Annotated in this window: 28 protein-coding genes; 4 read left to right on the forward strand and 24 right to left on the reverse strand. The window is 39.8% G+C overall.

The genetic code is table 11. The features are described 5' to 3' along the window. Nucleotides 1-58: 58 nt before the first annotated feature. The 4 genes from EL241_RS13430 to EL241_RS13445 all read right to left on the reverse strand — a co-directional run bounded on the left by EL241_RS13430 (nucleotide 59) and on the right by EL241_RS13445 (nucleotide 3,665). Nucleotides 59-808 carry a MurR/RpiR family transcriptional regulator gene (locus EL241_RS13430; protein ID WP_036105510.1) on the reverse strand — a complete coding sequence of 250 codons (750 nt, stop codon included), beginning with the start codon at nucleotides 806-808 and terminating at the stop codon, nucleotides 59-61. Nucleotides 809-875: 67 nt separating this feature from the next. After that, complete coding sequence (locus EL241_RS13435) at nucleotides 876-1,520, reverse strand: DUF1129 domain-containing protein (protein WP_052009144.1); 645 nt, start codon at nucleotides 1,518-1,520, stop codon at nucleotides 876-878. Between the two features lie 105 nt (nucleotides 1,521-1,625). Beyond that, the gene (locus EL241_RS13440; RefSeq protein ID WP_126320668.1) at nucleotides 1,626-2,705 is read right to left on the reverse strand and encodes an ABC-2 transporter permease; all 1,080 of its coding nucleotides are present in this window, start codon (nucleotides 2,703-2,705) and stop codon (nucleotides 1,626-1,628) included. 72 nt (nucleotides 2,706-2,777) lie between these two features. Next, nucleotides 2,778-3,665: an ATP-binding cassette domain-containing protein gene (locus EL241_RS13445; RefSeq protein ID WP_036105321.1), complete on the reverse strand. Its 888-nt coding sequence runs from the start codon at nucleotides 3,663-3,665 to the stop codon at nucleotides 2,778-2,780. A gap of 127 nt (nucleotides 3,666-3,792) precedes the next feature. Between EL241_RS13445 and gshAB the strand changes: the two genes are divergently transcribed. Together gshAB and ychF are read left to right on the forward strand one after the other, a co-directional pair. Beyond that, nucleotides 3,793-6,141 carry a bifunctional glutamate--cysteine ligase GshA/glutathione synthetase GshB gene (gshAB, locus tag EL241_RS13450; RefSeq protein WP_126320670.1) on the forward strand — a complete coding sequence of 783 codons (2,349 nt, stop codon included), beginning with the start codon at nucleotides 3,793-3,795 and terminating at the stop codon, nucleotides 6,139-6,141. Nucleotides 6,142-6,201: 60 nt separating this feature from the next. Beyond that, complete coding sequence (gene ychF / locus EL241_RS13455; protein WP_036105318.1) at nucleotides 6,202-7,302, forward strand: redox-regulated ATPase YchF; 1,101 nt, start codon at nucleotides 6,202-6,204, stop codon at nucleotides 7,300-7,302. Between the two features lie 59 nt (nucleotides 7,303-7,361). On the opposite strand, the gene EL241_RS13460 is transcribed toward ychF, so the two are convergent. The 13 genes from EL241_RS13460 to serC all read right to left on the reverse strand — a co-directional run bounded on the left by EL241_RS13460 (nucleotide 7,362) and on the right by serC (nucleotide 20,921). After that, nucleotides 7,362-8,828 carry a catalase gene (locus EL241_RS13460; RefSeq protein ID WP_126320671.1) on the reverse strand — a complete coding sequence of 489 codons (1,467 nt, stop codon included), beginning with the start codon at nucleotides 8,826-8,828 and terminating at the stop codon, nucleotides 7,362-7,364. Between the two features lie 106 nt (nucleotides 8,829-8,934). Further along, nucleotides 8,935-9,135, reverse strand: a complete 201-nt coding sequence (locus tag EL241_RS13465; protein WP_003756833.1) for a DUF951 domain-containing protein — start codon at nucleotides 9,133-9,135, stop codon at nucleotides 8,935-8,937. Between the two features lie 27 nt (nucleotides 9,136-9,162). Further along, complete coding sequence (locus EL241_RS13470) at nucleotides 9,163-10,014, reverse strand: ParB/RepB/Spo0J family partition protein (RefSeq protein ID WP_003756831.1); 852 nt, start codon at nucleotides 10,012-10,014, stop codon at nucleotides 9,163-9,165. Beyond that, nucleotides 10,007-10,768, reverse strand: coding sequence for a ParA family protein (locus EL241_RS13475; RefSeq protein WP_003756830.1), 762 nt, complete (start codon nucleotides 10,766-10,768; stop codon nucleotides 10,007-10,009). The genes EL241_RS13470 and EL241_RS13475 overlap by 8 nt, the downstream gene beginning before the upstream one ends. Nucleotides 10,769-10,935: 167 nt before the next feature. After that, nucleotides 10,936-11,664 carry a helix-turn-helix domain-containing protein gene (locus EL241_RS13480; RefSeq protein WP_036105315.1) on the reverse strand — a complete coding sequence of 243 codons (729 nt, stop codon included), beginning with the start codon at nucleotides 11,662-11,664 and terminating at the stop codon, nucleotides 10,936-10,938. A gap of 146 nt (nucleotides 11,665-11,810) precedes the next feature. Beyond that, nucleotides 11,811-12,071: a hypothetical protein gene (locus EL241_RS13485; RefSeq protein ID WP_036105311.1), complete on the reverse strand. Its 261-nt coding sequence runs from the start codon at nucleotides 12,069-12,071 to the stop codon at nucleotides 11,811-11,813. 12 nt (nucleotides 12,072-12,083) lie between these two features. After that, nucleotides 12,084-12,938 (reverse strand): nucleoid occlusion protein, encoded by an 855-nt coding sequence (gene noc, locus EL241_RS13490; protein WP_036105308.1) that lies wholly within the window; start codon nucleotides 12,936-12,938, stop codon nucleotides 12,084-12,086. 102 nt (nucleotides 12,939-13,040) lie between these two features. Then, a complete protein-coding gene (gene rsmG, locus EL241_RS13495) occupies nucleotides 13,041-13,757 on the reverse strand; it encodes a 16S rRNA (guanine(527)-N(7))-methyltransferase RsmG (RefSeq protein ID WP_036105306.1) in 717 nt (238 codons plus the stop codon). 22 nt (nucleotides 13,758-13,779) lie between these two features. Continuing rightward, nucleotides 13,780-15,672, reverse strand: coding sequence for a tRNA uridine-5-carboxymethylaminomethyl(34) synthesis enzyme MnmG (mnmG, locus tag EL241_RS13500; protein ID WP_126320672.1), 1,893 nt, complete (start codon nucleotides 15,670-15,672; stop codon nucleotides 13,780-13,782). A gap of 17 nt (nucleotides 15,673-15,689) precedes the next feature. Beyond that, nucleotides 15,690-17,063, reverse strand: a complete 1,374-nt coding sequence (gene mnmE, locus EL241_RS13505) for a tRNA uridine-5-carboxymethylaminomethyl(34) synthesis GTPase MnmE (protein ID WP_036105303.1) — start codon at nucleotides 17,061-17,063, stop codon at nucleotides 15,690-15,692. Between the two features lie 309 nt (nucleotides 17,064-17,372). Then, on the reverse strand, nucleotides 17,373-18,611 hold the full coding sequence (locus EL241_RS13510; protein ID WP_126320673.1) for a DUF1015 domain-containing protein: 1,239 nt from the start codon (nucleotides 18,609-18,611) through the stop codon (nucleotides 17,373-17,375). A 32-nt stretch (nucleotides 18,612-18,643) separates the two neighbouring features. Continuing rightward, nucleotides 18,644-19,831: a phosphoglycerate dehydrogenase gene (locus EL241_RS13515; RefSeq protein WP_126320674.1), complete on the reverse strand. Its 1,188-nt coding sequence runs from the start codon at nucleotides 19,829-19,831 to the stop codon at nucleotides 18,644-18,646. Beyond that, entirely contained in the window at nucleotides 19,824-20,921 is a 1,098-nt protein-coding gene (gene serC / locus EL241_RS13520; RefSeq protein WP_036105302.1) for a 3-phosphoserine/phosphohydroxythreonine transaminase, read from the reverse strand. The genes EL241_RS13515 and serC overlap by 8 nt, the downstream gene beginning before the upstream one ends. Before the next feature lie 276 nt (nucleotides 20,922-21,197). On the opposite strand from serC, the gene EL241_RS13525 reads away from it, so the two are divergent. Then, nucleotides 21,198-21,797, forward strand: a complete 600-nt coding sequence (locus EL241_RS13525) for a nitroreductase family protein (RefSeq protein WP_036105299.1) — start codon at nucleotides 21,198-21,200, stop codon at nucleotides 21,795-21,797. Nucleotides 21,798-21,926: 129 nt separating this feature from the next. Next, nucleotides 21,927-22,661 (forward strand): oxygen-insensitive NADPH nitroreductase, encoded by a 735-nt coding sequence (gene nfsA / locus EL241_RS13530; protein WP_036105298.1) that lies wholly within the window; start codon nucleotides 21,927-21,929, stop codon nucleotides 22,659-22,661. Between the two features lie 72 nt (nucleotides 22,662-22,733). On the opposite strand, the gene EL241_RS13535 is transcribed toward nfsA, so the two are convergent. The 7 genes from EL241_RS13535 to rpmH all read right to left on the reverse strand — a co-directional run bounded on the left by EL241_RS13535 (nucleotide 22,734) and on the right by rpmH (nucleotide 26,086). Next, the gene (locus tag EL241_RS13535) at nucleotides 22,734-23,177 is read right to left on the reverse strand and encodes a GNAT family N-acetyltransferase (RefSeq protein ID WP_036105295.1); all 444 of its coding nucleotides are present in this window, start codon (nucleotides 23,175-23,177) and stop codon (nucleotides 22,734-22,736) included. Nucleotides 23,178-23,205: 28 nt separating this feature from the next. Further along, on the reverse strand, nucleotides 23,206-23,529 hold the full coding sequence (locus EL241_RS13540; RefSeq protein WP_126320676.1) for a thioredoxin family protein: 324 nt from the start codon (nucleotides 23,527-23,529) through the stop codon (nucleotides 23,206-23,208). 126 nt (nucleotides 23,530-23,655) lie between these two features. Next, the gene (locus EL241_RS13545) at nucleotides 23,656-23,862 is read right to left on the reverse strand and encodes a hypothetical protein (RefSeq protein WP_003756803.1); all 207 of its coding nucleotides are present in this window, start codon (nucleotides 23,860-23,862) and stop codon (nucleotides 23,656-23,658) included. Between the two features lie 151 nt (nucleotides 23,863-24,013). Further along, a complete protein-coding gene (gene jag / locus EL241_RS13550) occupies nucleotides 24,014-24,637 on the reverse strand; it encodes an RNA-binding cell elongation regulator Jag/EloR (RefSeq protein WP_003756800.1) in 624 nt (207 codons plus the stop codon). Further along, nucleotides 24,634-25,449 (reverse strand): membrane protein insertase YidC, encoded by an 816-nt coding sequence (yidC, locus tag EL241_RS13555; RefSeq protein WP_050777011.1) that lies wholly within the window; start codon nucleotides 25,447-25,449, stop codon nucleotides 24,634-24,636. The genes jag and yidC overlap by 4 nt, the downstream gene beginning before the upstream one ends. A gap of 82 nt (nucleotides 25,450-25,531) precedes the next feature. Further along, the gene (rnpA, locus tag EL241_RS13560) at nucleotides 25,532-25,885 is read right to left on the reverse strand and encodes a ribonuclease P protein component (RefSeq protein ID WP_036105288.1); all 354 of its coding nucleotides are present in this window, start codon (nucleotides 25,883-25,885) and stop codon (nucleotides 25,532-25,534) included. Between the two features lie 66 nt (nucleotides 25,886-25,951). Beyond that, nucleotides 25,952-26,086: a 50S ribosomal protein L34 gene (gene rpmH, locus EL241_RS13565; RefSeq protein WP_003756795.1), complete on the reverse strand. Its 135-nt coding sequence runs from the start codon at nucleotides 26,084-26,086 to the stop codon at nucleotides 25,952-25,954. Nucleotides 26,087-26,613 lie beyond the last annotated feature (527 nt).

Below are 26,613 nucleotides of genomic sequence, written 5' to 3' on the forward strand. Positions count from 1 at the left end.
GGTAGCTGTTATTTTTTGTATTAAAAAAGACGACCCTATTAGCGAGCCGTCTTTCAGTTTATTTATTACTATCACGCTGCTGCTTGAGCTCCAAATTATAGTTTTTCTTCGCCATTGCTTCTAATAAGAAAAGCACAGGTAGTTGAGTAGTAACGTTCGTTTTCCCCACCGTCTCTTGCGTTACGAAATAAGGGATATTGATATCGGACAATTTTGAAAGAGTATTGCGGTTATTATTCGTTATACTAATGATCTTGCTGCCATAAAGCTGCATATTTTGCGCCTGTTCGATGACTTGATCGGTCTCGCCAGATTCAGAAAGAATGATCATTACCGCGTTATCAAACTGTTCGCCAGGATTGGGATAAAACGGATCTTTGATATAAAAAGTTCGTTTACGCAAGTTTGAGAAAAAGCGCGAGCCATATTCTGCTAGAATACCGGAAGTCCCGATCCCGAGAAAAACTACCAAGCTGGCAGCATGAATCATGTCGACAGCCTCTTCCAGCTGCTTGTCGTAATCACGGTTCAATGTTCTCTCAAAAAAGGCTTCCAAGACTTCGACCGAATCCAGCGCCTTTTTCTCCCCGATCCGTAGTGCTTCTTGTTTTAACTTCACCTTGAACTCAGAGAAGCCTTCACAGCCCAGTTTACGAGTAAAACGTACAATGGATGCCGGCGACACATGTGTCGCCTCTGAGAGCTCTCTGACGCGCATATACATCACTCTATCTTTATTCTCTACTATATACCGATACAAGTGATGCTCTGTTTCTGTAAATTTGCTGACAGTTTCATATAAAAACATCTCATCCCCACTTTCCTTCTTCCAATCATTTCCTGGGAAATAAGTTTCCATTAGGACCAGTTGTTACTTAAATCGATGGGATATTCTTCTTTTTCTTCACGTAAAAACGTGCTGCGATAGCGATTGCTCCGATAATAACTGCTGCGATCGGATTGACCGGAATATTGATTTGTTTTGGAATAAACGCTTGTACGACCGTCATAATGATCATCCACGCTACTACGATACCCAGCGCAACCAAGATATATCTCGCTGTCCCGCCTTTTGACCCACGCTTCATTTCCTGTGCATATTTACGGAAAATGATCATGGCAAATCCACCAAGTACACCCGTAAGGATAAGAACCAGCAGTCCTAGCTGATCCACATTACCACTATTTTTTTGGAAAAGAGAAGTCAATCCAGTTACAAGCATCATTACTCCGAAAATAAGCAGACCGCCGTCGATACCGATCCACAATCGGCTCGCTTCGCCCTCTTCCTGTCTACTGCCGCCACGTTCTGGTTTAGCGTTCAGCGACCGGACATATTCTGTCGGTGTTGCATTGAATAACTGTCTAGCCGTTATTCCTTGTTTTTGTTTTTCTAAAATTTTAGTGCACATTTCTTCAATTTTAGTTGTCAATTGCGCTTCAGAATAATTCTGCAGCTTTAATTGTTTCTCCACTTCTTGTATATATTGAAGATTGCGCTTCGTTAATTGCGCTTTCATTTGTTCATTATCTGCTTGCGTTTGCTCATTCGTCAAAACTGTATCCTCCCTTTTTAGGTTCTATTACCATTATACCTAATAACTCAGCTCGGGGGAATGATTAATTTAATTCGTTTTCGCCATTTGGAAAAGACCTTTTGCTTTTACCAAAATGAGAATAATGACCGCCATACTAATCGCCATAAATCCAATCATCCAGCCAAGATATATCCATAAATTATTGCCTCCACTCATGTTCGCTACCAAGATGCCGATACTCAACGAAGTCAAAAAGATGAACGGCCATTTTACCCATCTGAAAGCAAACATCTGCCCATTTCGCTCCAACTTTTGAAAGTGGAATAAAAGGACTGCGATCACGATCAGAAAAACAGCAATGCCTGAACTTACCGTCAATAGCAGCCAGCCTGAACTTTCATAGCTAAACGGATTGAACATGCTAAAATAGTCACTCATCTCCACGAATTTTTTCGATGCTGACCCTTCTAAGTTGGGATGAATGATATCATTTATTTTACTTATCCCGCTCATAAAGAGCAGCGGTACCAATTCTGCGCAGGCCGCTACGATAACGCCAGCCGCTGGAGACGCGATCAATAATCCGATGACGATCGCGAGCATAAAAATCAAAATAAAGGAAATCAGCGCCCCACCCATATCGATCAGAAATTTGTGTACGTCCACGTCCAAATATCTATCCGGAATCCTGCTCGTGAAATAAGACCATCCCATAAAGGCACTAAAGATATAACTAAAAATGATCGTCCCAATCCCAAGTATCAGCTTCACCGCCATGATACTGGAACGCTTGTACGGCAACATCGCCGTAAACCGATTTCCTCTCGTATACCTCTCAAACACGACCGCCGTTATTCCCAGAGCAAAAACCGCAACATAAAGAATCGTCATAAATGAGTCCGAAGTAAAAGATAATACATAAGGAATATTGTCCCGATATTTCTGAGGTAGAAAATCATCATATAATGGCATTGTTACATAGACTACGGTCAGATCTGCTTTGATCTCAGCTTCTGTGACCGGCTGATCATCTTCTTTTTGTTGTTTTGCAAACTCCTTCGATGCATAGAAATCCTTCGAGCTTTGCCATTGCTTGGCATCATTGCTAAGTCCCCAGATAAACGCCAAACCAAACAGTACGAATACAACTAGCATCATCCATCTCATATTACGCCATTCCTTGTACCATAAACCCTTTGTGTTCATTTCCGCGCTTCACCCCTTCTTACCAAATTAAGACTAGATCTCGTAATACTCCACTTTTTCATCCGCCAGATATACTCGGAAAATATCCGCGATCTTGATTGGCAATTCCTCATATAAGATCGGCTGTTGCCCTTGGATCTCTTTACAGAACGCTTCGACATTTTCTTCGATCAATAACGTATAGATCCGCCCATTCCGCGCTAAAAGTTTCGCCCCGGATTTAACAAAGGCAGGCACTTTGTTCGTCTTGAACGCAACTTGAATCTTCAAAGCTCGCGTACGGATCTCATCCATATAGTAGTCCAATTCGATATGTGAGCCTTTTAAGATCAAGACCCGATCCGCGATCTCTTCCAATTCGTCTAACCGATGAGAAGCAATCAACACACTCGTTTGCTTAGCAGCCACGGCTTCCGATAAAAATGCCAAGATCTTATCTTTAACAATATAATCTAACCCATCCATTGGCTCATCCAACAAAAGATACCTTACATTTAATGAAAATGCTAAAATAATAAAAAACAGTGCTTTCCGTCCTTTTGAAAAAGACATCAATTTCGCCTTTATCGGCAGATCAAACTTGTTCATCAGCATCAGAAAATACTCGCGGTCAAACGACGAGTAAACAGACTGATAGATCTGCACTACTGCCTTCACACTATATGTATTGAAATAATTCATATTATCTTCCAAGAAGAAAATATGCCGTTTCACCTCTGGCTGTCTGTACACGTTTTTCCCGTCGATCATGACATCCCCTGCATCCGGCGTATAGATTCCCGTCAGCGTCGAAAATAATGTCGTTTTACCAACGCCGTTCCTACCGATCAATGCAGTTATCTCCCCTGGCTTTAAATCAAAGTTAATATCACTTAGTACCGACTTGTTTTCAATCGTTTTGGCAAGCCCATGTACATGCATTATCATCACCTCCCCATTATTATATCGTTTTATCCAAGCATTTGCATTGACAAAATCAATTATTAGGCTATTTGCCTTAATTGTTGTACTATTATTTTAGTAATTATCCGAAGGCAGGAGTGAAAACATGGAACTACTCAATAAACAGTTATTGCATCTTTTAGAAAAGGATGTTGCTCTCTCAAAAGCATTTTTCAAAGGGAACTTTGGTCTGGAAAAAGAAAATTTACGGGTGGATCGGAACGGGCACTTGGCACTTACCCCTCATCCAGCGATATTCGGCCCTAAAGAAGACAATTGCAACATCAAAACCGATTTTTCCGAAAGCCAAGTGGAAATGATCACGCCCGTGTGTGGCTCCGTAAATGAAGTTTACGATGCTTTGCACAACCTTAATAATATCGTGAACAATGAAATCGGCGAGGAATTATTATGGCCATCCAGCAATCCGGCGATTTTGCCGCCAGAAAAAGATATCCCTATTGCCGTCTACAAAACCAAGGATAGCGAACACCGCGTTTACCGCGAACATTTAGCGAAAGAATACGGGAAGAAGATTCAATTATTATCTGGCATCCACTATAACTTCTCTTTTGCTGAAGATTTTCTAAAACAGCTATACGAAAAAAGCGCTCCAGAAGATACGACTTATCACACCTTCAAAAATCAGCTGTACATGCAAGTCGCTAGCTATTTTATGAAGAAACGCTGGCTGCTCGTATATCTGACAGGTGCAAGTCCTGTATTTGAAAACGACTTTACTGCGATCTCAAATGCAAGGCCTTTAAATCAAAACAGCAGCTATCTTCCAACAGGAATGTCGCTCCGAAACAGTGCTCACGGGTATAAAAACAGTGAACCTTTAAATGTTAAATATGATACTTTTGAAAATTATATTCAGTCGATCGCTAACTATATCGAAGCCGGCACTATTGATAGTATGCGAGAATATTACAATCCGATTCGCTTGAAAAATGCTCATACAGATCAGACATTGGAAAGTTTAGCCGAAAAAGGCGTTGAATATCTCGAAATTCGTTCCATTGACCTGAATCCGTTCGAATTAAATGGCATTTCCAAAAAGACGCTGCATCTCATCCATTTGATGTTCCTAACAGCATTGCTTACAAATCAAGATGATATTACATGGGAAACAGCAGCAGCAAGTATCGAAGCCAACGAAGACTTGATTGCCCGAAACGGTTTATCGCAACCAGATTTACAACTCCATCCCGAAGGCAAGATCGCCTTCCAAGAAGCAGCTCAACAGGAATTAGACAAAATGCAACAGATCATTGAAACATTGGCACCCGATCAACAGCACCTGCTGGAAGTTATCAGCGAACATCGCGCCATGGTAGACGATCCTCAGCAGACAATCGCAGCCAAATCGATCTCTGCAGCACAAAAAGACGGCTTTATCGCAAGCAATCTTGCTCTTGCAGCCGACTATCAAGAAAAATCCTATGGTCTTGCGTACCAGCTTAAAGGTGCAGAAAACATGGAGCTATCCACCCAGATCATCTGGAAAGACGCTTTAAAACGCGGTATCAAAACAGAAGTGTTAGATGCTACCGACAATTTCTTGGCATTTTCTGTAGGCGATCATATCGAATACGTGAAACAAGCCAGCAAAACCTCTAAGGACAACTATGTTTCTGTCTTGGTCATGGAAAATAAAGTCGTAACTAAAAAGATCCTTGCCAAACACGGTATGAACGTTCCATTCGGCGAAAATTTCACCGATATCGAAACCGCACAAAGCGCCTATCCCCTTTTCACGGGAAAAGCAATTGTTGTGAAACCAAAATCTACTAACTATGGCTGGGGAATCAGTATCTTTAAAGATGCTTTTACCGAAAAAGACTTTCAAGAAGCATTGAAAATCGCTTTTAGCTACGATGAGGCTGTGATTATCGAGGAATTTATCGAAGGTGATGAATACCGTTTTCTAGTTATTGATGACAAAGTCGAAGCAGTCCTGAAACGAATTCCGGCAAATGTAACTGGCGATGGCAAACATACCGTCCAAGAACTTGTCGATCAAAAAAATGCGGATCCATTACGTGGGACCGATCATTTGAAACCTTTAGAAAAGATCCTTACTGGTCCGGAAGAAACACTCATGCTTTCAATGCAGCAATATAGCTGGGAATCCATTCCCGAAACAGGCAAAACGATCTATCTTCGTGAGAACTCCAATATCAGTACTGGCGGAGACAGCATCGATTTCACCGATCAAATGCCCGATTTTTACAAAGAAATCGCGATCCAATGTACACAGATCGCCGATGCGCATATCTGTGGCGTTGATATCATCATTCCCTCGATCCATGACGAAGCGCATAAACATGGTATTATCGAACTTAATTTCAATCCTGCGATGCATATGCACTGCTTCCCTTATGAAGGAGAACGCAAAAAAATAGGCGACAAAATCTTAGATTATCTTTTCCCAGAAAAACGAGGCTTTTAATTTCTAAAGAAAACCGCTATAATAGTCGATAGTGATAAAATGCGAAAAGGAGATTAAAAAATGGCATTAACTGCTGGTATTGTTGGACTTCCGAACGTCGGGAAATCCACACTTTTCAACGCAATAACAAAGGCTGGTGCAGAAGCAGCGAACTACCCTTTTGCTACCATTGATCCAAACGTCGGTATCGTCGAAGTTCCTGACAGCCGATTAAATAAACTAACAGAACTAGTAAAACCTAAAAAAACCGTTCCAACAACATTTGAGTTTACGGATATCGCTGGAATCGTTAAAGGAGCAAGTAAAGGTGAAGGTCTAGGAAATAAATTTCTTTCTCATATTCGCCAAGTAGACGCTATCTGTCACGTGACTCGCTGTTTTGACGACGAGAATATCACCCACGTTGAAGGTCGGGTCGATCCTATCGACGACATCACGACAATCAACTTGGAATTGATCTTGGCAGACTTAGAAAGCGTTGAAAAACGTTTCAGCCGCGTCGAAAAATTGGCAAAACAAAAAGATAAAGAAGCCGTTATCGAATTTAATGTTCTAACTAAATTAAAAGAAGCTTTTTTGAACGATTTACCTGCCCGTACAGTTGAATTTAACGAGGAAGAAGAGAAAGTGGTACGCAACCTGTTTTTACTTACTAGAAAACCGGTCCTATACGTTGCTAATGTAAGCGAAGAAGAAGTTTCTGATCCAGATAACAATAAATATGTTCAAGCAGTAAGAGAATTTGCTGCCAAAGAAAATTCTGAAGTAATCGTCGTTTGTGCCCGCGCCGAAGAAGAAATCGCGGAGTTGGAAGACGATGATAAAGCTGAATTTTTAGAAGCTCTAGGCATTGAAGAATCCGGACTTGATAAACTTATCCGTTCGGCTTACTCCCTCCTTGGTCTTGCTACCTACTTTACAGCTGGTGTTCAAGAAGTTCGTGCTTGGACCTTTATAAAAGGGATGAAAGCTCCTCAATGTGCTGGAATCATCCACACTGACTTTGAACGAGGCTTTATTCGAGCAGAAGTTGTCGCTTATGACGCTTTAGTAGAATATGGCTCCGAACATGCTGCTAAGGAAGCTGGTAAAGTTCGGTTAGAAGGAAAAGAATACGAAATGAAAGACGGCGATGTTGTCCATTTCCGTTTCAATGTTTAATTGTTTCACGTGAAACAAAAAGAGCGATGGCTAATTAATCAGCCATCGCTCTTTTTATTTTATTTCAAATCCGTAATATGCGCTTTTAAATCAATACCAGTTCCCTCTGCTACACGCTCAGCAAATTCCGACTCGATTTGATAGAAATTCCGTAAATTTCTGATCTTAATATCTTCTCTTACACCTTCCCAATCATCCACAATGTTTTTTACTAATGCTGCTCGTTCTTGATCGGAATAACGTTTCCATACTTCTTTCGCATGCCCAAAGTTATTCGGCTTCTCCGCTGCCAAACGACCAAACAATTCGCCCCGAAGTGCTTGATTCTGCTCTATATATGTCGGATCTTCTTTCGGCTCTGAATCATAACTATTTGGTTCATAATTAATGGAACTCGTTTGCTGTTTGATAGGCATAGCTCCGTCACGCTGGTTATTATGAACCTCCGATTTCGGACTATTAATTGGTAATTGTAGGTAATTAGTTCCTACACGATGTCGTTGTGTATCCGAGTAAGAAAACAAGCGCCCTTGTAACAGACGGTCTTCAGAAGGCAATATACCCGGGACTAAAACGCCTGGATTGAACCCTACTGACTCTGTTTCCGCAAAGACATTTTCAGGATTACGGTTCAATATCATCGTCCCAACAAACTCATAAGGAAAAACATCTTCAAACCAGTCTTTAGTAGCATCAAGCGGATTAAAATCAAATTTATCCAAGTCCGCTGGATCTAAAACTTGCACAAATAGATCCCATTCTGGATACTCTCCTGCTTCAATCGCTTCGTGCAGGTCACGTGTCGCATGGTTAAATTCTTTTGCCTGAATCTGCGAAGCCTGTTCTGTTGATAGATTAACGATTCCAGCTTTTGGAATCCAGCGTAATTTCACGTAAACCGTCTTTCCTTCTTCATTCACCCATTTAAAAGCATGAACGCTCGATCCCCGGATTTCACGGTAAGAAGCCGGTGTCCCTTCATCACTAAAAAGATACATGATCATCGTCGTTGCTTCTGGCGACATACTGAAAAAATCCCAATACCGATTTCCATCTTGGATATTTGTCGTTGGATCTGGTTTCAAGGAATGGATCACATCTGGGAATTTGATGGCATCGCGAATAAAGAATACCGGTAAATTATTTCCCACAAAATCATAATTGCCCTCTTCCGTATAAAACTTGATCGAAAAGCCACGCGGATCTCGTAAAGTTTCCGGCGAGTGCTGTCCATGAATAACCGTCGAAAATCGTGCAAAAACTTCTGTTTCTGTACCTTCTTCTGCAAGGAAAGCCGCCTTCGTATATTTTTTCATGCTTTTTTTAGTTACAAAAACACCGTGTGCTCCTGCACCACGAGCATGAACCACTCGTTCCGGGACCCTTTCTCTATCGAAATGTGCTAATTTTTCAATCAATTGGTAGTCTTCTAATAGCGTTGGTCCTTTGATACCCGCAGTCATCGAATTCTGATTATCCCCGATCGGAACCCCTTGGTTTGTTGTTAATTGTTTCTTTTCTGACATATGTATTCCCCTTCCTTAAAATAGAATTATTATCATCTAATATAAATTATATTTTACGGAGGGTTTTTTTACAAATATTCTGTTTACAAGAAAAGAAGAGCGCTTCTCAGCACTCTTCTGCTTTCACAACTATTCGTTTTATTTTTCGTGCAAACTCTCTTCTTGGAAGCATCACACTATGGCCGCAGCCTTCACATTTTATTCGAATATCCATCCCCATCCGAATGATTTTGAATTTATTCACACCACAAGGATGAGGCTTTTTCATTTCTACTATATCATTCAATCCAAATTCTTCTTTTTCCATAATGGTCAACCTCAATATCTTATTAATTTATTCTTCATCAAATTGAACATCTAAGATTTCAAGAATTCTATCTAAGTCATCATCGGATAAAAATTCAATTTCAATTTTCCCTTTTTTATCTCGACGTTTAATATTGACAGCTGTACCAAATTTATTGCGTAATTGGCTTTCTGTTTCGCGAATGAAAATTGGAACACGAGGCGCTTTCACTGTTTCACGTGAAACATTCTCATTTATATCAGTGACCAGTTTCTCTAATTGACGTACTGTCAGAGCCTCTTTGATCGACTTTTCAGCAAGTGGAACAATATTTTTTTTGGTTTTAAGTCCTAATAAAGCTCTACCATGTCCAGCAGACAAAGATCCGTCACGCAAATAATCTTGTACAACTTCTGGTAAGGTCAATAGACGTACAAAGTTAGCAATATATGGTCTGCTTTTACCAACACGTTCTGCCAATTTACTTTGAGTCAATTCTAAATTACTCATTAAGAACTGATAAGATTCCGCTTCTTCCATGGGAGATAAGTCTTCGCGCTGTAAGTTCTCAATTACGGATAGTTCCATCATTTCTGCATCCGTCATATCGCGTACAACAGCTGGTATCTCTTTTAACCCGGCCTCTTTACTTGCTCGAAATCTTCTCTCTCCAACGACAATTTGGTAACCCTTTTTAGCATTTCTTAAAATGATTGGTTGTAGTACGCCATGAATCTTGATTGAATCACTTAATTCATTGATCGCTGCTTTATCAAAATTTTTACGTGGTTGAAATGGATTGGGTTCAATCAACTTCAATTCGATGTTTTGAACGGATTCTTCTTCTCCCTCAACATTGTTAAAAAGTGCATTGATTCCTTTTCCAAGTCCTTTAGCCATGAGCAATCACTTCCTTTGCTAACTCTAAATATACTTCAGCACCCTTCGATTTGGCATCATATAAAATGATTGGTTTGCCATGACTTGGCGCCTCGCTTAGTCTTACGTTTCTAGGGATGATCGTTTGGAACACTTTGTTTTGGAAGTATTTCTTCACTTCTTCGATAACTTGAATACCCAAGTTTGTGCGTGCATCCAACATCGTCAGCAGTACACCTTCGATTTGAAGGTCCTCATTTAAATGTTTTTGCACGATTCGCACCGTATTCAATAACTGGCTCAATCCTTCAAGTGCATAATATTCACATTGTACAGGAATTAAAACCGAATCTGCTGCTGTCAATGCGTTCAATGTCAAAAGGCCTAAAGATGGCGGACAGTCAATAATAATATAGTCATAGTTGTCTTTCACTGTATTGATTGCTTTTTTAAGACGTATTTCTCTTGAAATGGCAGGAACTAGTTCCACCTCTGCACCAGCAAGCTGGATCGTAGCAGGGATCACATCTAAATTATCAAGTTCTGTATGTAGTAAGACATCTTTTAATTCGACATCATCTACTAAAACATTATAAATGCAATTTTCTACTTCCCCTTTGTTAACACCCACTCCACTTGAGGCGTTTCCTTGTGGATCGATGTCAACTAACAACACTTTTTTACCAAGAAAAGCCAAACTAGAACTTAAATTCACAGAAGATGTAGTCTTTCCCACCCCACCTTTTTGGTTTGCAAGTGCGATAATTTTGCTCAAATTGTTTCACCAACCCTCGATTTTTCCGTAATATACGGTTCTTCTACTATTCTACCAAAAAAATAGTGATTAGTCCTAGTTTTAGCAAAATAATTTTTTTGCGAATGTTTCACGTGAAACATTCATAAAAAAAGCGATTTCCCTAAATAACCGGGAAATCGCTCTTTTTATTTCAAATTTAAACCTGTATCACCTAGCTGTGCCTCAATTTCTAATAATTGCACCGCTTTTTGATACATTCTCATAGAAATATCTGGATCACCAGCTTCTACTCGTTCCACAATACTTGGAGAAAGTCCTGTCTTCAATGATAAATCTAATTGAGACCATTTTTTCTTTATCCGTTTTATAAAAATATATTGACCGAGGGAAGCTGAAAAGCTTTCTAAATAATGCACGATACCATCATTTTGCCATGCCAACTTCTTCAATTCATTGAAATCTGGACTTCTACTAATATCTAAGTTTCCGCTACGAATAAAGATACGCTTGGTTTCTTCACGGTAGGAATCTATTTTATCCATAAATGGATTCTTCTCACGAAATGATCCTTTTACAAAGCAATAATAAGTCTCATCGTCCCATATCGCTACAAAATATGTCAATATACAGCTTTTATCTTTGAATATTACTCTGAGCTCTTGAATCGGTTGATCTACAGAGTTCTCTATCTTTCTTGTTTGAAGCTGGTAAGTATTTCCTTTCCCGATCGCTAAGTGAATATCGGGAGTGATCTGCTTGCCAGTTGTGAGCTTTCTTGTGGGCGCCTCCTCTAGTTGAAGTAATCCTTGGAATAATAACGTTGCCATAAGGGGTTGATTTGTAATTAAGTCTTGAATGAATTGATACGCACTATATGTTTCTTGTTCATCCTGAGCAAATATTATCTTGGCCATTATTTTCGCGGAACACAGATTGTTCCACTTCCCTCCTTTACTTCTTTCCTACTTCCATTGTAAGGGTTTTCTGTCAAAAAAGCACTTAATATATGAAAACTTTTTCAACAAAAAAACTACTCTATATAATATAGAGTAGTCTTCTATTACGCATTTGCCTTTTTATACCAACCATAGATCTTTCGGACCATATAAATCACATATAGAAACGCAATGACGTACATGACATAAGACCTAATACTATGTACAATATCTCCCGTTAATGCTGGAGCGGTGAAAAAATAAAGGAGATATTTCAAATTGAAACCAAGCATGCTTTCTGTCAACATGCTAAAAAAGAATGGGAGCACCAGCAGAGAGCTGATAATTCCAATAATGTGCCAAATATTAGTAACTAATTTAGTCAATAATCCTGCTCCTTACTTTTTTTTAGGAATTTGAATGGTGATCCGATAAAAATCATCGGACTCTTCCTCTTCGACATCTAGTTCCATTCCATTATCTTTGACCATTGTGACTGACTGTTTGATGGTATTTAAAGCAATTCGAATATCCCTACTTATGGATTGGTGCTTAGGTTTAGTTTTTTTCGGCTTGGTTTCTTTTTTAGTGATCAATTCTTGGATACGTGTTTCGGTTTGTTTGACATTCCAATGATTTGCAAGTACTTCTTTTAAAATCTCCAACTGCTGTTCTTCTGTTTCCAATACTAATAGCGAACGTGCATGGCGCTCGGAAATCTGTTTGTCTAATACGGCAGCTTGTATTTCTTCTGGAAGTTTTAGCAAGCGAAGTTTATTTGCAATTGCCGATTGGCTTTTGCCAAGGCGTGTTGCTAATAATTCCTGGGTGACATCTTGGATATCCAATAAATTGCGATAGGCTTTTGCTTCTTCAATTGGCGTCAACTGTTCACGCTGCAGGTTTTCAATAAGTGCGATTGCTGCGACTTCTTCATCATCCATTTCTTGAACGACCGCCGGAATTGTTTCCATTTCCAATGATAGGGCAGCCCGGAAACGGCGTTCTCCAGCGATGATTTCATAATAATCTGGGTCCATTTTCCTAACAACAATTGGCTGGATAATGCCATGTTCTTCGATTGTTTGCGCTAGCTCTGCAATTTTATCTTCATTAAATACTGTCCGTGGCTGGAATTGGTTAGGGAAAATCTTGTCCATCGGTAAATCTTCGACACGCTGAAATGTCTCCAACTGCCCTTGTTCTGATTCTTCATTTGTTTTATCTTTTTTTCCGAATAAACGAAAAGCCATAAGGACCCTTCCTTTCTGAAATTCTTAAGCAGTAATAGCCGTCCTGCTTCTCTTACTATTTTAGCAGAAAAGAGTATGAAAAACATACCCTTCTCTAAATTTCTATTCAATTGGTTGTTTATTAGGCATTCCTGCTTTGCGAGGATACTTATTCGGTGTTTCTTTTGTTTTTAAAATCGTGTAAATGTGGCGTTCACTGTGCTCAACTGGCAATTCAAAAGCAAATTGCTTTTCTAATTTTCCACCCAACACGGTGATTGCTTGATTCCCTTGCTCCATTTCCGCTTCTGCTTGTGCAGCTTTCATCGCGATAAAGTAACCGCCTTTTCGTACTAATGGCAAGCAAAGCTCTGCCAGGACACTCATTCTGGCTACTGCTCTGGCTGTTACATAGTCATAAGATGCGCGAAAATCTTTGTTTTGACCAAAATCTTCTGCTCGGCTATGGAAAAACTGAACATCTGTCAGATCCAATTTTTCCGCCAGTGCATTTAGAAAAGTGATTCTTTTCTGCAGCGAATCTACGATACTGATCTTTAAATGCGGAAAGCATATTTTGATTGGAATACTGGGGAATCCAGCTCCCGCTCCGATATCGCAAAGGGAAGCCTGATCTTCAAAATCTACATAAAAAGCGGCAGAAATCGAGTCATAGAAATGTTTTAAATAAACTTCTTCTTTATTGGTAATAGCTGTCAAATTCATTTTTTCATTCCATTCTACCAACATATGGAAATAATCTTCAAACTGCTGCAGCTGCTTTTCACTTAGTTCAATACCTTTTTCTAGCAATGACTGTTTGAATGTTTCTGGATTCATTCTCTGTCCTCCCCGCCTCTTGCTATGCTTGTGCTACTTTTGCTATCTTCCCTTGTTCGATATACACTAGCAAAATCGAAATATCAGCTGGATTTACACCGCTGATTCGGCTTGCTTGTGCAATAGATAAAGGCTCGATCTTCTTCAATTTTTCCAATGCTTCGGTAGCAAGACCACCAATTGCATCATAATCGATGTTTTCCGGTATTTTTTTATCTTCCATACGCTTCATCTTATCCACTTGAGCGCTAGCTTTTTCAATGTAGCCTTCATATTTGATTTGGATCTCAACTTGTTCTTTGATTTCATCACTTAAAGATGTTTCACGTGGAACAATTTGCTCGATAATCGGATAGGTGATTTCCGGACGTCTTAAAAAGTCAGCTGCTAATACGCCGTCTTTAAGTTCATTGGCACCCATTTCCGTTAATAGTGTTTGTACTTCTTTTGTAGGTTTGATGCGTACCTTTTTCAAGCGAGTGATCTCATCAGCGATAAGCGCTTGTTTTTCTTTAAAAGCAGCATATCTTTCATCGCTGATCAAGCCGATTTCATGACCGATCTCAGTCAATCTTAGATCAGCATTATCATGACGAAGCAATAAGCGGTATTCAGCTCTCGATGTCAACAGACGATAAGGTTCTTCCGTTCCTTTAGTCACGAGATCATCGATCAAAACGCCGATATAGGCTTCATTTCTTCCTAAAATGACCGGTTCTTTATCCATTGCTTTGCGTGCAGCATTGATACCCGCCATTAATCCTTGACCAGCAGCTTCTTCATAGCCACTTGTACCATTTATTTGTCCAGCAGTATAAAGATTCTCTACTTTTTTCGTTTCTAATGTTGGCCATAATTGGTCAGGCATGACTGCATCATATTCAATTGCATAGCCAACACGCATCATTTCAACGTTTTCTAAGCCAGGGATCGTTTGTAGCATTTCGCGCTGAACATCTTCCGGTAAACTTGTTGAAAGACCTTGTACGTATACTTCTTCTGTATTGCGGCCTTCTGGTTCCAAGAAGATTTGATGTCTTGGTTTGTCACTGAAACGTACGATCTTATCCTCGATCGATGGACAGTAGCGTGCGCCTGTTCCTTTTTTCGTTGCGGTAAACATTGGGGAGCGGTGAAGATTGGCGTTAATAATTTCATGTGTTTGCTCATTTGTATACGTCAACCAGCATGGTAATTGATCCACGAGCATATCTACGGTTTCGTAGCTGAACGCTTGCGGCTGCTCATCACCTGGTTGTTCTTCTGTCTTCGTGTAATCGATCGAGCTTGATTTTACGCGCGGCGGTGTTCCCGTTTTAAAACGACGTAGTTCAAAGCCCAGTTCTTCCAGATGTTCAGATAATTTTACAGAGGGTTGTTGATTATTGGGACCGCTTGAATAACGTAGCTCTCCTACAATGATCTCCCCACGAGAAAATGTACCAGTCGTGATCACGACTGTTTTTGCGCGGTATTTTGCTCCGCTGTTTGTGATTACGCCTACGCAGCGGCCATCTTCAATAATAAGTTCTTCTACTAAGCCTTGGCGTAATGTAATGTTTTCTTCTTTCTCGATTGTATGTTTCATTTCATGTTGATAGTCCCATTTGTCTGCTTGTGCTCGAAGTGCCCTTACAGCAGGGCCTTTCCCAGTATTAAGCATCCGCATTTGAATATATGTCTTATCTGTATTACGACCCATTTCACCGCCTAGCGCGTCGATTTCACGAACAACGACTCCTTTGGCCGGGCCGCCGACAGATGGATTACATGGCATAAAAGCGACCATGTCGAGATTTATTGTCAGCATCAACGTTTTAGCGCCCATGCGTCCGCTAGCAAGACCAGCTTCTACGCCTGCATGTCCAGCACCGACAACGATAACGTCATAATTTCCTGCATCATAGGTTTGCATATGATAGCCTCCCACATTTATTTTCCTAAACAAAATTGATTGAATAATTGATCGAGTAATTCATCTTGAACAGAATCTCCGGTTATTTCGCCTAGTAGATCCCAAGCACGAGTCATATCGATTTGGACGATATCGACTGGCATTCCCACAGAAACCCCTTCGACAACGGCATCTAATGCCTCGATGGCTTGATGCAGCAGCGCGATGTGACGGACGTTCGAGATATATGTGGCATCTCCTGCATCGATTTCTCCTTCAAAGAATAAAGAATTGATTGCTTCTTCTAAATCCGTCATTCCTTCATCTTTTAAAAGCGATGTTTCGACGATCGCATTGCCATTTGCCAATTTTTCTAGTTGTTTTCGGTCGATTTTAGATGGCAGGTCTGTTTTATTTAAAACCACGACAAAAGTATGTCCTTTCGCTGCTTCGAAAAGAGCTTCGTCTTCTATCGTCAAGGCTTCGTTTTGATTTAATACAAGCAGAATAAAATCTGCCTCTGCTAGTGCTTTTCGAGAGCGTTCTACACCAATTTTTTCGACGATATCTTCGGTTTCGCGTATTCCAGCGGTATCGATCAGACGAAGTGGTACGCCGCGTACATTCACGTATTCTTCAATGATATCACGAGTTGTACCGGCAATATCGGTAACGATTGCTTTTTCCTCTTGGATAAGCTGATTCAATAAGGAAGATTTTCCAACATTTGGTCGACCGATAATTGCTGTAGCTAATCCTTCACGCAAGATTTTTCCTTGTTTAGCAGTCAAAAGTAGTTGCTCTACGGAATTTTTGACTAATTGCGTTTTTTCTAGTAGCATGCGCTGGGTCATTTCTTCTACATCATCGTATTCCGGATAATCAATATTCACTTCCACTTGAGCAAGTGCATCCAAGATCTCTTGGCGCAGACTACGGATAAGTTTGGAAAGATTCCCATCTAGCTGGCGCAAAGCCACGCCCATTGCGCGGTCGGTCTTTGCTCGGATCAGATCCATCACCGCTTCTGCTTGGGATAGATCGATTCGCCCATTTAAAAAAGCTCTTTTGGTGAATTCACCCGGTTCCGCAAGTCTTGCTCCTTTTTCAAGTAGCAGTTGCAGTACGCGATTAACAGAGACGATCCCACCGTGTGCATTGATCTCTACCACGTCTTCTCTTGTGAAAGTTCGTGGCGCACGCATCACGCTGACCATCACTTCCTCGATCGTTTCTCCATTTTCTTTTATATGACCATAATGAATGGTATGACTGTCTACTTTTTCTAAACGCTTTTTGGCATAAAAAATACGATCCGCTATTTGAATCGCCAAGGGGCCGCTCAATCTAATAATAGCAATGGCTCCTTCTCCCGGCGGCGTTGAAATTGCAGCAATAGTATCAAACTCCATTCTTTACCCACCTTTCTAAGTAAAATATTTTCATTTTACTCCACGAATAAATATTGGCACATGATTTGCCTCAGATATCAACAACTTACGCTCCGCTTTCACCAAAGCAATTAAATTGTCAGCTTTATTTAATTGTCGGGATAAGTTATGCACATATCCACAGTTTTCCAATTATTTCAATAACCTATATTTTAACTTATCCACATGTGAATAACAAGGTTTTATACTTAATTTATTAAAAATTCTCTGCCTGCAGAAAAATACATACCTGCCTTTTTATTATAAAAATGGACAAGTATGTATTTCTAATTATTTACTTTCTAAATCATGCACAAAAAGCCCGCTTAATAATTTAGGCTCAAACCAAGTAGATTTAGGTGGCATGATCTCATTTGCATCAGCAACTTGCAGTAGATCCTCAACCGTGGTGGGATACATTGCAAAAGCAATCGTTTGTTTTCCGCTATCTACTAAGCGCTCCAACTCTTCCAACCCACGGATTCCACCAACAAAATCGATTCGCTCATCTCGTCTGATGTCCGTTATCCCAAATAATGGCGTCAATACTTGTGCTTGTAAGATCGACACATCTAGTTTACCTACAGCATCACTAGGAATATAGGCTGCTTTTACTTTCAGCTCATACCATTTACCAGCTGTATACATGCCCACATGTTTTGGCGATGTTGGTTTATAACGCGCTGGCTGTTCTTTCACTTCAAAAGCCGTTTCCAGCTGCTGACGGAAAGTAGTTTCTAGCGGAATATCGATCACACGATTATAATCCCAGATCGCCAGTTCATTTTCGGGAAATAAAACGGCTAAGAAGGAATTGAATTCTGCAGATTCATTCCGATCCGGATACTGTTCCCTTCGTTTAAGCCCCACTTTGACGGCAGATTCTGTGCGGTGATGACCGTCTGCGATGTAAAGTGCCTCCACTTCTTCAAATGCTTTTGCCAGTCTTTCGATCGTTATATCGTCATCAATCGCCCACACGCGATGCTGAACATCGTGGAAACTTGTAAAATCATAAAGCGGCTCATTGGCAATGCTCCAATTTGCGACTATTTGATCGATCGTTTGCTGATGCCGATAAGTGAGGAAGATCGGGCTTGTATTAGCATCACAAGCATCTACATGGCGAATACGATCCAGCTCTTTTTCTTCACGAGTAAATTCATGCTTTTTGATTTTTTTATTGATATAGTCATCGATGGAGGTACATGCGACGATTCCCGTCTGCTTGCGACCACCCATTATTAATTGGTAAATGTAAAAGAAAGCTTTACTATCTTTTTTTAACCAGCCTTTATCTAAAAAGGTTTGTAAGTTAGTCTGTGCTTGTTCATAAACTCGGTCATCATATGGCGAGATCGTATCTTCCAGATCAATTTCCGCCTTGTCGATATGTAAAAAGGAAAAAGGATTTTCTTTTCCTAATTCCCTTGCTTCCTGCGTGTTTAAAACATCATAAGGAAGTGACGCCAGCTTATCTGCGATGGCTTCTTTTGGTCTGATTGCTTTGAATGGACTTACTTTTACCAATTTATTTCCTCCTTTATTTCCCGGGAAATTATTTATACATACGTTTTGACAGGTTCCAAGATTCGTACTCGTAAAACGCCTTGAATAGCGCTTAGTTCTCGTTTGATATCTCTTAGATCCGCTTTCGTATTCGCTTCATCCAAGTCGATCAACGTATAGGCATAATCGCCTTTACTACTATTCCGCATATCAATGATGTTAAAGGTGTTTTTGGCAAGTTCCGTGGTTATTTGCCCTACCATGTTGGGAATGTTTTTATGACAAATACTGATGCGCGGCAATCCTTTATAAAGCATATCGACATTAGGATAATTGACTGCATTCTGGATGTTTCCTGTTTCCAGATATTGCTTCAATTCTTTGGCTGCCATTTTCGCACAATTGATCTCTGCTTCTTCTGTTGAAGCACCTAAATGCGGAAATACCCGGACATTAGGATGCTTGATCAATTCTGGGGTAGCAAAATCCGTCATATATAGGCGGAAACTTCCTTCATCCAGTAAAGCTTTGACTGCATCTTTATCAACGAGTTCTCCTCTGGAAAAGTTGAGCAGGACTGCATTGCTTTTCAGCAGTTGCAATGTTTCTTCATTGAACATTTCTTTCGTATTTTCCATAAGTGGCACGTGGACGGTGATATAGTCGCATGTGGCGAGCACCTCTTCCAGCGTGATTGCCCGCGTAACTTCTTTGGAGATCCTCCACGCAGTATCGACCGAAACAAATGGATCATAGCCGACGACATCCATTCCTAGATGAAGTGCATCATTAGCTACTAATGCGCCGATCGCGCCTAAACCGATGATTCCTAATTTTTTACCAGCTAATTCTGTTCCGGCAAATGCTTTTTTTCCAGCTTCTACTTTTTTCTCGATATCTTCGCTCTCCAGCTGGTTGATCCACTGATTTCCTTCGATGATCGGACGAGCAGATAAGAATAATCCGGCCAAGACTAATTCTTTTACAGCGTTCGCATTTGCTCCAGGTGTATTAAAAACGACAACTCCCCGCTCCGCACAATCCGTTGTAGGAATATTATTTACACCTGCACCTGCCCGAGCGATGGCTTTGATAGATTCTGGGATCGTGATCTCATGCAGGTTCTGACTTCTGAGCAGATAACCGTCTGGTGGCTGATTACCATCGATCAGATATTTTTCAATGTCAAATACTTGCAAGCCTTCTTTGGCGATATTATTAAATGTTTGAATATTAAACATGGACACGTCCTCCTTTTTGGACCTTAGCAAATTTATCCATAAATGAAATAAGTGCTTCGACGCCTTCTTGCGGAAATGCGTTATATAGACTTGCACGCATTCCCCCAACGGAACGGTGTCCTTTTAAATTAACTAGCCCGTTTGCTTCCGCTTCTTCGATAAAGCGTTTGTCCAGCTCTGGAGAAATGGTTTGAAATGGAATATTTGTCAGGGAGCGGTCTCGCGGCAAAACTGGCGAACGGAAAAAGTCTGATTGATCGATATAATCATATAACAATCCTGCTTTTTTACGATTTTGTGCTTCCATCGCAGAAACGCCACCCAAATCATCCAGCCATTCAAAAACAAGTTTTGCTACATAAATAGCAAATGTCGGCGGTGTATTGTACATCGAACCGTTTTTGATATGCGTTTGATAATCAAGGATTTTCGGTATTCCTTGAACGCGGCCTACTAAATCATCCCGAATAATAACGATCGTCAATCCTGCTGGTCCGATATTTTTTTGTGCCCCTGCGTAGATTAGACCAAACTGATGGATATCATAATCGCTAGAAAGAATATTAGAAGACATGTCTGCCACGATTGGTACCTCGCCGTAATTGGGGATCTCATAGATCGTAGTTCCTTCAATTGTATTATTAGTAGTGAGATGCACATAAGCATAGTCCTCTGACAGCAACGGGAAATCTGGTATATAAGAAAAATTTTTATCTGCCGAGCTGGCTAATTCCTCTACTTCTATAGCTGAAAATTCCTGCGCTGCTTGAATCGCCTTTTCCGACCAAGAACCAGTGTGGATAAAACCGACTCTTTCTCCCTCTCGCACTAAATTACGGGGAATCATATCAAATTGCAGACTTGCCCCGCCTTGTAAAAATAGGACATGATAGTTGGAAGGGATATGCATCAATTTCCTGAGTAGTGCTTCGGCATCTTGAATGATCGCTTCAAATAAGGAGGAACGATGACTCAGCTCCATCACTGACATGCCTGACCCTTGATAAGACAACAATTCTTCTTGTACCTTTTTCAGCACGCTCTCCGGTAAAACGGCTGGTCCTGCTGAAAAGTTATAGACTCGCTTCACTCTCATCTCTCCTTCATAATTAGTAGATAACACATAATATTCCGATTTTTCAAATTTAGGGCTTACTTATTTGTACATTATAGCAGATTCTTTTGCCAATAACAGACTTATTTTTGGCAAATTTCACTAAAAACAGAACTTTATCCGCTTACAAGGAGAATAATTCGTTTTTCAACTTTTTTTCATTTTCCAGATAAAATAACTTGAAAAATAAAAAATAGCTGCTATACTAAAGTAAGTTACTAATAATAAACATATAAAAGGAGTTTTTAAAAAATGGCTAGTACTTTCTTAGAAACAATCAAAAATCGTCGTTCTATCTATGCAATTGACAAAAACGTTACTTTATCTCAAAGCGAGATCGAAGCAACGATCAAAGAAACAGTGAAAAATACACCAAGTGCTTTTAACTCGCAAAGTTCTCGTGTAGTTATCTTATTCGGTGAACACCATGAGAAATTATGGACGATCGTAAAAGATACACTGAAAAACATCGTTCCTGAAGATGCTTTTGAAGCAACAGAACAACGTATCAATTCTTTCCAGGCTGGATTTGGAACAGTATTATTTTTTGAAGATACTGCTGTTGTAAAAGGACTTCAAGAACAATTCGCTGCTTATGCAGAAAACTTCCCGCTTTGGTCGGAACAATCTACTGGTATCACGCAACATGCTGTATGGGTTGCACTTGCTGAAATCGGTTTGGGCGCAAGCTTGCAACATTATAACCCGCTTATCGATGATGCGGTAAAAGCAGAATGGGATATCCCAGCTAGTTGGAACTTACGTGCTCAAATGCCGTTTGGTAACATTGCACAACCTGCTGGTGAAAAAGAATATATCGCTGACGAAGATCGTTTCCGCGTATTCCGTTGATTTTTTAAAAGCAGAGCCTACAAGCTCTGTTTTTTTTTTGAGTAAAATGACTTGCTTCTCTCTAAAGATAGCGCTAAAATTTGTACATCTTTGAAAAAAACTACAATATTTCTAAAGGAGCAGTGAAAAATGAATCCTGTCATTCAACAATTACAAAATCACTATTCCATTCGTGATTTTCAAGAAAAGCCACTTTCCACGGAGCAGATCCAAGAACTTGTCAAAAGTGCCCAAGCTGCTTCTACGTCAAGTTTCATCCAAGCCTACTCGATCATCGGCATCAATGATATCGAAAAACGAAAGAAATTATCCGCAATCGCTGGTAATCAGCCTTATGTGGTAAAAACCGGGCAATTCTTTGTGTTTGTAGCTGACCTTGCTAGACATGAGCGTATTGCGCAAAAACTGGGCAGTTCTTCGGAATCACTATCCAGCACGGAAAAAATGCTTGTCGCTATTGTCGATGCTTCATTAGCCGCTCAAAACATGGCTGTGGCCGCAGAATCAATGGGATTAGGTGTTTGTTTCATTGGTGGTATCAGAAACGCGATTGAGGAAACGGCTGATATTTTGGAACTGCCGCCTTATACGATTCCTTTATTTGGCCTGACAGTAGGCTATCCTGTGCAGTCTTCCAAGCCAAAACCGCGGTTGCCAGAAGCGGCGATTTATCATGAAGACAGCTACCAGTTTAAAGATGACAGCATCGCAGCTTATGATGAGGCCATCCAAGATTATTATCAAAAACGAACCAACGGCGATCGAGTAGAAGCTTGGTCCGAGCAAATATCTCTTTTTTTAGAACGTCCAAGTCGATTGGATCTGAAAAAATTTATTGAAAAGCAGCAATTTATGAAAAAATAAAGCATTGTATACATAAAAACCGCGTGGAAAGGTTCTCTGAGAACAAGTTCCACGCGGTTTTTCAACTACTTTTCAAATATCCTTTTGAAAACAAATAGACTCACTTTTATCCTGATATTTCCCAAAATTTGTTATACGTTGGTAACCGTTCTTTTGATAAAAAGCCACCGCTACCTTGTTCACCTTTCGAGTAGATAAAATAATAGTATGATAGCCCGCATCTCTCGCTTTTTGCTCTAAATATTGTAAAATTTGTTTTCCATAACCTCTTTTTGGGACATGCGAATACATCCGCTTTAATTCAGCTGTCTGCTTTTCATACTGACGAATCGCACCGCAAGCAACCGCCTTTTCACCCTCATAACCAACTACAAAGATAGTTTTTTCGTTTTGGATCTCTGTTGGTCGAAAGGAACTGCTACCACTATCTCCAGTTATTTTGAAAAGCTGTTCTTCTAAAGCTGTCAGCATTGTTTTAATGGTCTCTGTATAAGTTCCGATTTCCTTGATTTTCATCCAATTTCCTCCCTTGAACTATAAACCATTATCTTACTTCTGCTAAAATTGTATCTATTTTCTGCTTTAGGACTTCATAATTGCATTTTCCTTTGATCTCCCCTATTTTTTTCCCGTTTTTTAATATAATAGAATAAGGAAGTCCCTGTACTTCAAATCGCTCCATCAATTCTTCTTCCCGCTGCGTGTTGATTTTCACCACTTGTACCGGCTCATTTTCGTCAAGTGTCACTAACGTTTCGATAAATGCTCGGCACGGTGCGCACCATTCTGCCCAGAAATTCAGCAAAATAAGTGGATGGTTTTCGAGTATCTCTTCAAAATTTTCTTTTTTTGCGTGAAGGATCGCCATTACATTCACCTCACTACTAGCTTAGTATGCTCTGTACGATGAGTCAAGAAAACGGCTTAAATCCAAAAAACTACCTACTCTATATGAGTAAGTAGTCAGCTGCTTTTTAAGTTTCATTTGTCGTTTTTAGACTTCTGCTACAGTTACAGCAGTGACATTATTGTCATAAGCGTAAATCAAAGCATTATTGTCATCTTCAAAAACAAAATGTGTATCATTCTTTTCTAAGACTGCTCGACCAAACGCTTGCCCTTGGTCCGTTGCTTCTACTGTTTTTGAATACTTTTCTCCATCGATTGTCTTTACTGTCACACAGTAAGTACCCATATCCATGAATGTTCCACCTCCGATAATAGGGTCTATCCTAACATAGGAAGTAAGATTATTCCAACGATAACCCTTATAGATGATTGATTTTGCTCACTTTTCCCTAGAAAAAACCTTGCGATCCGCCGAAAAAATCAGCATGTCGCAAGGTTTTTTTTTAATGTTTTCTTACTGGTTTGATAATGATATAGCGATAAGGATCTTTCCCCTCGGAATGTGTTTCCACATCTGTCCGGTCACTCAATATCGCATGGATGATTTTTCTTTCAAAGGAAGGCATTGCTTCTAAATGAACAGCTCGTTTCGTTTTAAGAGCTTTCGTCGCCATCTTGGTTGCCAAATGCGATAACGTTTCGTAGCGGCGTTCCCGATAATCACCTACATTGATCATGATGTTATAAAATTGTTCCGTCGTTCGGTTGACGATCAATTGCGTTAGATATTGTAAGGAGTTAAGTGTTTGACCGTGCTTCCCGATCAGTACACCTAGATCTGCGCCATTGACCTGGAAAGTGACATCTTTTCCGTCTTCTTGTACTTCGATTGAGATATCCGCACCCATTTTTTCAGCAACATCCATTAAATAGTTCTTCGCGGTTTCAATTCCATTTTCTTTTTCCACCACTTTGACCATTGCCAGCCTAGAACCAATTCCAAAAATACCTTTTTTACCTTCATCGATAACTTCGATCTCGACTCTATCGCGAACAGTATCTAAACTTTTTAGTGCATTTTGAATAGCGTCTTCAACGGTTTGTCCTTGAGCAGTTATATCTCTCACTTTCTTTTCTTACCTCCTTTTTTAGAGGCCTTCATGTTCGCTGCTTTCTTCTTCAATCTCTCTTCTTCTGCCGCTGCAGCTGCCAAAGCCTCTTGCTCACGTTTGTTTTTGAAAGGATTGTTTATTAAAAGCGTTTGTAAAAATGTAAAAATATTCCCGATGATCCAATATAGTGCCAGCGCGGACGGTAGTGAAATACCCATTACCAAAATCATGACTGGCATGATGTAAGTAATCATAGCCATGGATTTATTTTGCTGCACTTGTCCCATCATACCGATTTTGGAAGAAAAGAACGTTGTGATCGCTGCTAAGATCGGCAAAATGAAAAACTGATCCGGATGACCGAGTGTCATCCATAAGAATGTATCGCTTTTGATCTCAGCTGTCCGACTGATAGCTTGGTAAAAACCAATCAAGATCGGCATTTGAATCAGTAGCGGTAAACATCCCATCATTGGGTTTACATTGTGTTCTTGATAGAGACGCATTGTTTCTTGTTGCAGTTTTTGTTTCGTTTCGTTGTCTTTAGAAGCATATTTTTGTTGCAATTCTTTCATTTTCGGCTGGATCTTCGTCATTTCTTTTTGACTTTTGATCTGTTTGATCATTAAAGGCATAATGATTAAACGAATAATGATCGTTACAACGATAATACCGATCGCGTAACTGCCGCCTAGATTGTCGGAAAACCATCTGATCAACCATGATAATGGAAAAACGATATAATGGCTCCAAAAACCTGTTGAATCTTTTGTGATCGGGTCCGTGGAATAACCACATCCTGATAGCACCATTGCAAGTCCGATCATGATCCCAACGATCCATAATTTTTTATTCTTCAAAAGCTGTAACCTCCACTTCTTCCGCCTGGATAGAATTCATGTTGTTTCATTACTTGACTGTTTTGCGTAAAACACGCGCTAACTTGAGCACATGCGTCAAGCTCTTTTTAACTTCATGAAAACTCATATTGGCCGCCGGATTTCTGGCGATAATAATATAGTCATGACCGGAAGCTACTTCTCCTTCTAGTTCATGAAAAGATTGTCTGATGTATCGTTTCACACGATTACGGCAGACAGCGTTTCCAATTTTTTTGCTTACAGATAAACCAATGCGAAAATGTGTATCCGCACTTTCCTGTTTTAATAAATAAACAACAAATTGTCTATTCGCTACTGATTTTCCTCGTTTGAAAACTGTTTGAAACTCTTGATTTTTTTTGATTCGATATGCTTTTTTCATTATTTCCCCAACTTTAATGTAGTCATTTTTTCTAAAAAAAAGAACCACTGAGTCGTATTCAGTGGTCTACGCAGATAAAACTTTTCTTCCTTTACGACGACGACTTGCTAAAACTCTGCGTCCGTTTTTAGAACTCATACGTGAGCGGAAACCATGCACTTTTTTTCTCTTACGTTTACTTGGTTGATATGTTCTTTTCATTAATTACACCTCCCATAAAAGGGTCCAATCGATTTAATCTATTAGACAGTCTTGAATATTGTATGGTAATAGTTAGATTTTGTCAATAGACATTTCACTTTCTATCGGCATTCTATTAATAATCATATCATATTCGTGCGGCAAAAAAAATATCTATTTTTCAAAAGTAGAAATTTAGCTGTGGATAAATAGTTCCTTTTTTCAAAAGTTATACACAGGTTGGATAAAACACTTGGATATCTTTGTGGATAATCGAAATTTCAAAAACAAGTTATTTTTTATTTTTCAACAAGTTATACACAAGTTCAGTGCTGTGGACAAGCAGTTTTGCACATCTGGATAAGTTTGTGAGTAACTAAAGGCAAACCTTGCTATCAAAGAACTTTTCTGCTATTATAAACCTTGTCGAAAAATCAAAAATACTGGGGATAATTTTATTTATCCACAATTAAATTTAAACTTGTGGATATTTTTTAAACAGCCTTGGGATAAGGTTATCCACCATTTTTTTATTTTTGTGGATAACT

This window comes from Listeria grayi (assembly GCF_900638015.1).
Lineage (GTDB): Bacteria > Bacillota > Bacilli > Lactobacillales > Listeriaceae > Listeria > Listeria grayi.